This window comes from Luteibacter sp. P4_E6, assembly GCF_056401535.1.
In genome coordinates this window covers 1-5,536 of sequence record NZ_JBFUJE010000260.1, presented here as the reverse complement: position 1 = coordinate 5,536, position 5,536 = coordinate 1, and the positions used below count along the sequence as shown (strand labels likewise).

Below are 5,536 nucleotides of genomic sequence, written 5' to 3'. Positions count from 1 at the left end.
ATCCACGGGTGAAGTAATGGGCGTGGGCCGTACGTTCGGCGCCGCGTTCGCGCGCGGCCACGAGGCCGCTGGCATCAAGGCACCGCCGAAGGGCAAGGTGTTCGTATCCGTGCGCGATGCCGACAAGGACCGCCTGCTGCCGATCGCCAGGGACGTCGTCGAGCGTGGCTACGTGGTCGTCGCCACCTCGGGTACGGCGAAGTTCCTGCAGGACAACGGCGTGGCGTGCGAGCGCATCAACAAGGTGCTCGAAGGCCGCCCGCATATCGTCGACCTGATCAAGAACGGCGAAGTGGTCTATATCGTCAACACCACGGAAGGCAAGCAGGCCATCTCCGATTCCTTCTCGATCCGCCGCGAAGCGCTGCAGCAGCGCGTCACGTATTCCACGACGGTCGCAGGCGCGCGTGCCCTCGTGCATTCGCTCGACTTCCATGCCAATGGCGAAGTGAACAGCCTGCAGGAACTGCATAAGGAGCTGAACGCATGAGCAGCCGTCCTCCCATGACCCAGAGGGGTGCCGATCGTCTGCGCGACGAGCTTGAGCACCGGAAGCGCGTCAAACGGCCGGAGATTGTCGCGGCCGTCGCTGAGGCTCGCGCTCATGGCGACTTGAAGGAAAACGCCGAGTATCATGCAGCGCGTGAGATGCATGGTTTCAACGAAGGCCGTATTAAAGAGCTGGAAAGCGCGCTGTCGAATTCCGAGGTGATCGATACCGAACGCCTGACGATGGGTAAGCGTGTCGCGTTCGGCGCTATCGTCGACCTGATCGATGTGGATACCGATGTGGCAGTGACTTACCAGATCGTGGGTGATCTCGAGGCCGACATCAAGATGAGCCTTATCGCAGTGTCGTCTCCCATTGCTCGCGCGCTTATCGGCAAGAGCGAAGGCGATGAGTTCGATTTCACCGCTCCCAACGGCGTGAAGACCTACTCGATCGAGAAAGTCCGCTACAGCTGATCGCTGGCTGCATGCTGACGAGAAAAGCCCCTCTGCGAGGGGCTTTTTGCTTTCTGTAGGAGCCGATTCATCGGCGATCCCGCGGCGGCGGGCAAGGTTGATGCAAGCACCCAATCGCCGATGAATCGGCTCCCACAAAAGGCGGATTAGTGGAGGGCTTGCAGGATGCGCTCGAGCTTGTCGGGATTGCGCTGTATGAGGATCTGGGTGATGTGCTCGCCGTCGACGACGTAGGTCTGCACCGATTCCAGGGCACCGTTGAGGAAACGCAGTAGCGAGGCCTCGCCGTTGATGGTCGCCAGTTCCAGGCGCAGGCCGTACTTGTAGCGGAGGTTGGCCGCGTAAAAGAGTTGGGCGATGCGCTGGCCGCCGACCATGGGTTTCGGGAAGCTGTTGACCTTGCCGCCGCCGTCGCCCATGAGTACGGCATCGGCCGCGAGCATGGAGCGTATCGCGGGGAAGTCGCCCGCGGAGAGGGCGCTGGCAAAGCGGTGCATCAGATGGCGGTGGGTGGCTGGCGTCACCGACTGGCGGGGGCGCTCGTCGCGAACCTGGTCCTTGGCGCGATGGACGAGCTGCCGGCATGCCGCCTCGGTCTTGCCCAGGGTCTGCGCGATTTCAGGATAGTCCGAGTCGAGGACTTCGCGCAGGATGAAGGCTGCGCGAGCCTCGGGGGTGAGGCGTTYGAGCAGGAGCAGGAAGGCAATCGAGACGTCGCTGGCCAGCTCCTGCAGGGACTCCGGCGAGCGGGAATCCTCCGTCATGACCGGCTCCGGCAACCAGATGCCCGCATAGTGCTCCCGACGCGCCTTCGCCGCGCGCAGGCGGTCGATCGAACGCCGGGTGGTGGTGGTCACCAGCCAGGCCTCGGCGTTGTCGATCGAGGCCCGGTCGGCTTCGTTCCAGCTGATCCACACATCCTGCACGACATCTTCGGCTTCGGAGATCGAGCCGAGCATCCGATAAGCAATGCCTTGCAGGCGCGGGCGTAGCGCGGTGAACGTGGCGGTTGCGTCATTCATAGAGACTAAGACGTTGCTCCCTGGGTCTCTGTGACAGGGTACGTCAGTCGAACGCCGGCCGCCTTGGTGGAACCACCTCAGTGAACGGGAATAAGTACCGGTGCGTTCTGGTTCTTCAGAAGGAACACCACGAACTTGGCCGGCTCGGTCTTGCTGGCGTTCCGGCCGACCGTGTGGATATCGTTCGGGCCTTCGTAGAAGGTGTCGCCTGCCTTGAGGACCTGCTCCTTCTGGCCCTTCACGCCCATGATGATCGAGCCCTCGAGCACATAGACGACGGCGTGCGCGCCATGACGATGGACCGGATCGACGGCGCCGGGCGGGTAGTCCACCGTGATGGTCAGGATCTCCTTGCCCGGGAAGTCGGGGAGAGCCTTGGTCATGTTCTCGGTCACCCTGGCCTGCGGCGCCGTCGCGTCGCCGTGGGCGGCAGGATCATGCGCGGCCGCGTTGCCGCAGATCATCACCAGGAGCAGGGCGAGCGTCTTGAAGTGYCGCATCGGAGATTCCTCGCAGGGTAGGAGGCGAGGCGGCATGCGCCGCGCCCGGGAAAACGGGACTCAGGAAAGGTTAGCCTTCTCGAGGCCATACGCCTTGTCAAAGATGCCCGGCTCGATGTGGAAGGCCACATTCACGCGGTTCCATGCATTGATTGCCATGACAGAGAATGTCAGGTCGGAGATTTCCTTCTCGGACAGCTGCGTGCGGACGCGCTCGTAGATCTCATCGGCGACGCCCTGCGCCGGGATCTGCGTCAGGGCCGAACGCCATGGTGAAGTCGAGGAACTTCTTGAACAGTTCCGGGGACTGCTTCTGATAATCGACGCGCATGTCATTGCCTCGTTAGCGATGGGGAATGGAATAGCGCAGAGGTTAGGCATGCGCCTCCCGTCCCGGTAGATCCGTGCGCGGGATCACCGTGTTGCGTGAGGGGCACCAATGGCGTTTCGGCGACCTGGTTATCGCCGATGAATCGGCTCCTACAGAAAATCCCTCGGGAAACTGTCACAAGATCGGTGCGGCCTGCGTCTGTTGTGTATGGACGAACTAAAAGACTCACCCGATGTGGTCTGGACCGGGCTGCTGGCGTTGTTGGATCAACTGCCTCTGGATGCACGCGTCGCCTTCCTCCTCAGCGAGGTGTTCGACATGCGCGTGGACGACGTCGCGGCCTTGCTGCGTTGCGACGCACGGCATAGCCGCGATCTCGTGGAGCAAGCGCGTTCCCATATCCAGTCCGTCCGGCACGAGCACAACGTACGCGGAGACAAATCATGACTATCAACAACCCGCCAGGTCTCGTCGTCGCCGAACACGCCGACGCGCTGGCATCGAGCTTCTCCGCGAGTTACGCGGGTGTCATCGCTTTCATCGCCGTGGTGAACGAAGGCAGTTTTGCCAAGGCCGCCGACCGCCTCGGCATCGGCCGATCGGCGGTGAGCCGAAGTGTGCAGAAACTGGAAGGGCAGGTGGGCGCCCGCCTTTTCATCCGGACGACGCGCAGTAACGCGCTGACCCGTGAGGGAGAACTCTTCTTCGAGAACTGCAAGCCCGGTGTCGATCGCATCACCCAGGCACTGGCCGACATGCAGGAGCTCCGCGAAGGTCCGCCGCGAGGCCAGCTCCGCATCAGCTCGGCGGTTGGCTTCGGCCGTAAGGTCGTCGCGCCGCTCTTGAACGGCTTTCGCGATATGTATCCGGATATCGCGGTAGACCTGTTGCTCGACGACCACGCGGCCGACTTCACGACGGACCAGATCGATGTCTCGTTTCGCAACGGGCGCATGGAAGACAGCCAGGTGATTGCACGGCAGCTGATTCCCATGCAGATGGTCGTTTGTGCATCGCCGGCCTATGTGGCGACGCACGGGCTGCCGCGCACGATTACCGAGCTCGCGGAGCATCAATGCCTCAACTTCCGGCTCGCCTCGGGGCGTATCCACGAGTGGGAATTCAAGGTCGAAGGTCGCCTGCAGAAAGTGGTTCCCAAGGCGATGCTCACCTTCAACGACACCGACCTCCTGATGGATGCGGCTCTGGATGGCCGCGGTCTTGTGCAGCTGGCTGCCTATCAGGTGTGTGAGCACCTGAGATCCGGACAGCTGGTGGCGTGCCTTCCGCAGTACGCACCTGACGATCGCGGACACTACATCTGCTATCTGAGCCGCCAACAATTGCCATCGCGTATTCGCGTCTTCATCGACTACATGATCACGCGTGTGCGCGCGCTGGACCTGCAATGCGCCGGTGGCCTCTCGGTCGTGGCCTTGCTGGCCGCCGTCGGGTGATTGGTGCACAAAAGGCAACACGGTAGTCCTCCCCGGGGTTCTACCGGGAGGCGCAGCGCCAGCCTACTGTTTCCACACTCGCCACGCCGAATCCGGACCGCGGCGCCATGTTCGTACGAACAGGAGATACCCCATGAAAATTCTCGTCATCGGTGGCTCAGGCCTCATCGGTAGCAAGGTCGTTCCCCGTCTGCGCACCCTCGGCCATGACGTCATCCCGGCGTCGCCGTCATCAGGGGTCAATGCCATGACAGGTGAGGGGCTCGATGCGGCCATGACGGGGGTGGACACCGTGCTCGACCTGAGCAACTCGCCGTCGTTCGCGGACCAGGATGTGCTCGATTTCTTCCGGACGTCGGGCCGCAATATCGCTGCGGCCGAAGTGAAGGCGGGAGTGCAGCACCACGTCGCACTCTCCGTCGTGGGTACCGACGAACTGCCGGACAGCGGCTACCTGCGCGCGAAGGTCGTTCAGGAGAAACTGATCCATGATTCGGGTGTGCCGTACACCATCGTCCGGTCAGCGCAGTTCTTCGAATTCCTCAAGGGAATCGTCCAGGCCAGCGCGAAGGGTGAGTCGGTACATCTTTCCACGGGATATATGCAGCCAATCGCCTCCGACGATGTCGCCGATGCGATGACCACGGCGACAGTGGGTGCACCCGTCAACGGCATCATCGAAATCGGTGGCCCGGACAAGATCCGCATGGCCGATCTGGTTCAGCGTTACCTCGCGGCGACAAAGGATCCGCGCCAGGTGATTCCGGATCCGAAGGCGTTGTATTTCGGCACGGTGCTGCAGGAGAACTCGCTGGTGCCGGGCCCGGGTGCGACGCTTGGCAAGATCGACTTCGCGACCTGGTTCAACCAGGCCGAGGCTGCGCGGTCTGGCGCGGCGGCCTGACCGTGACGCGTACGAACCGATGAAACCGACGCGCCCGCCCGTTTCGTTCCTCGACCGCTATACAGGCGCGGACTTCGCGCCGCTGTACACCGCTGTGGTGAGCGTCTCGGGCGGGGAGGCAGTGCATGGCCGTGCATCGGGCGTGGCGCGCTCGCGCGACGGCACGCTCGATCTCGAGCTTCGCATGCCTGCCCAACTGGGTGGTCCGGGTGGCGGTACCAATCCCGAAGAACTGTTCGCGGCCGGTTTTGCCGCGTGCTTCCACGGTGCGTTGAGTCTGCTCGCCGCCCGTGCCGGTATGTCGATTCCCGACGCCCGGGTCACGGCATCGGTGACCTTCGGCCGTGATCCCATGG

The 5,536-nt window shown here is 62.9% G+C and carries 8 protein-coding genes and 1 pseudogene; 6 read left to right on the top strand and 3 right to left on the bottom strand.

From position 1 onward, the window contains the following. Positions 1-490, top strand: a pseudogene (carB, locus tag AC1DT2_RS14830) (carbamoyl-phosphate synthase large subunit); the annotation flags it as partial. Continuing rightward, on the top strand, positions 487-966 hold the full coding sequence (gene greA / locus AC1DT2_RS14825; protein WP_063570732.1) for a transcription elongation factor GreA: 480 nt from the start codon (positions 487-489) through the stop codon (positions 964-966). The pseudogene carB and the gene greA, both read left to right, overlap by 4 nt. 146 nt (positions 967-1,112) lie before the next feature. Here the strand turns inward: greA and AC1DT2_RS14820 are convergent, their stop codons facing one another. The 3 genes from AC1DT2_RS14820 to AC1DT2_RS14810 all read right to left on the bottom strand — a co-directional run bounded on the left by AC1DT2_RS14820 (position 1,113) and on the right by AC1DT2_RS14810 (position 2,869). Then, entirely contained in the window at positions 1,113-1,988 is an 876-nt protein-coding gene (locus AC1DT2_RS14820; protein ID WP_477297128.1) for an RNA polymerase sigma-70 factor, read from the bottom strand. Between the two features lie 77 nt (positions 1,989-2,065). Further along, entirely contained in the window at positions 2,066-2,488 is a 423-nt protein-coding gene (locus tag AC1DT2_RS14815) for a cupin domain-containing protein (protein WP_477297127.1), read from the bottom strand. Between the two features lie 60 nt (positions 2,489-2,548). Beyond that, complete coding sequence (locus AC1DT2_RS14810) at positions 2,549-2,869, bottom strand: carboxymuconolactone decarboxylase family protein (RefSeq protein WP_477297125.1); 321 nt, start codon at positions 2,867-2,869, stop codon at positions 2,549-2,551. Between the two features lie 157 nt (positions 2,870-3,026). Here AC1DT2_RS14810 and AC1DT2_RS14805 point away from each other — a divergent pair, with 157 nt between their 5' ends. The 4 genes from AC1DT2_RS14805 to AC1DT2_RS14790 all read left to right on the top strand — a co-directional run. Beyond that, the gene (locus AC1DT2_RS14805) at positions 3,027-3,266 is read left to right on the top strand and encodes a sigma factor-like helix-turn-helix DNA-binding protein (protein ID WP_477297124.1); all 240 of its coding nucleotides are present in this window, start codon (positions 3,027-3,029) and stop codon (positions 3,264-3,266) included. Then, positions 3,263-4,276, top strand: a complete 1,014-nt coding sequence (locus AC1DT2_RS14800; protein WP_477297123.1) for a LysR family transcriptional regulator — start codon at positions 3,263-3,265, stop codon at positions 4,274-4,276. Before AC1DT2_RS14805 ends, AC1DT2_RS14800 begins: the two co-directional genes overlap by 4 nt. Before the next feature lie 133 nt (positions 4,277-4,409). After that, positions 4,410-5,180: an SDR family oxidoreductase gene (locus AC1DT2_RS14795; RefSeq protein ID WP_477297122.1), complete on the top strand. Its 771-nt coding sequence runs from the start codon at positions 4,410-4,412 to the stop codon at positions 5,178-5,180. Between the two features lie 19 nt (positions 5,181-5,199). Next, positions 5,200-5,536, top strand: a 337-nt coding sequence (locus AC1DT2_RS14790) for an OsmC family protein (protein ID WP_477297120.1), incomplete at its 3' end; no start/stop codon positions are given.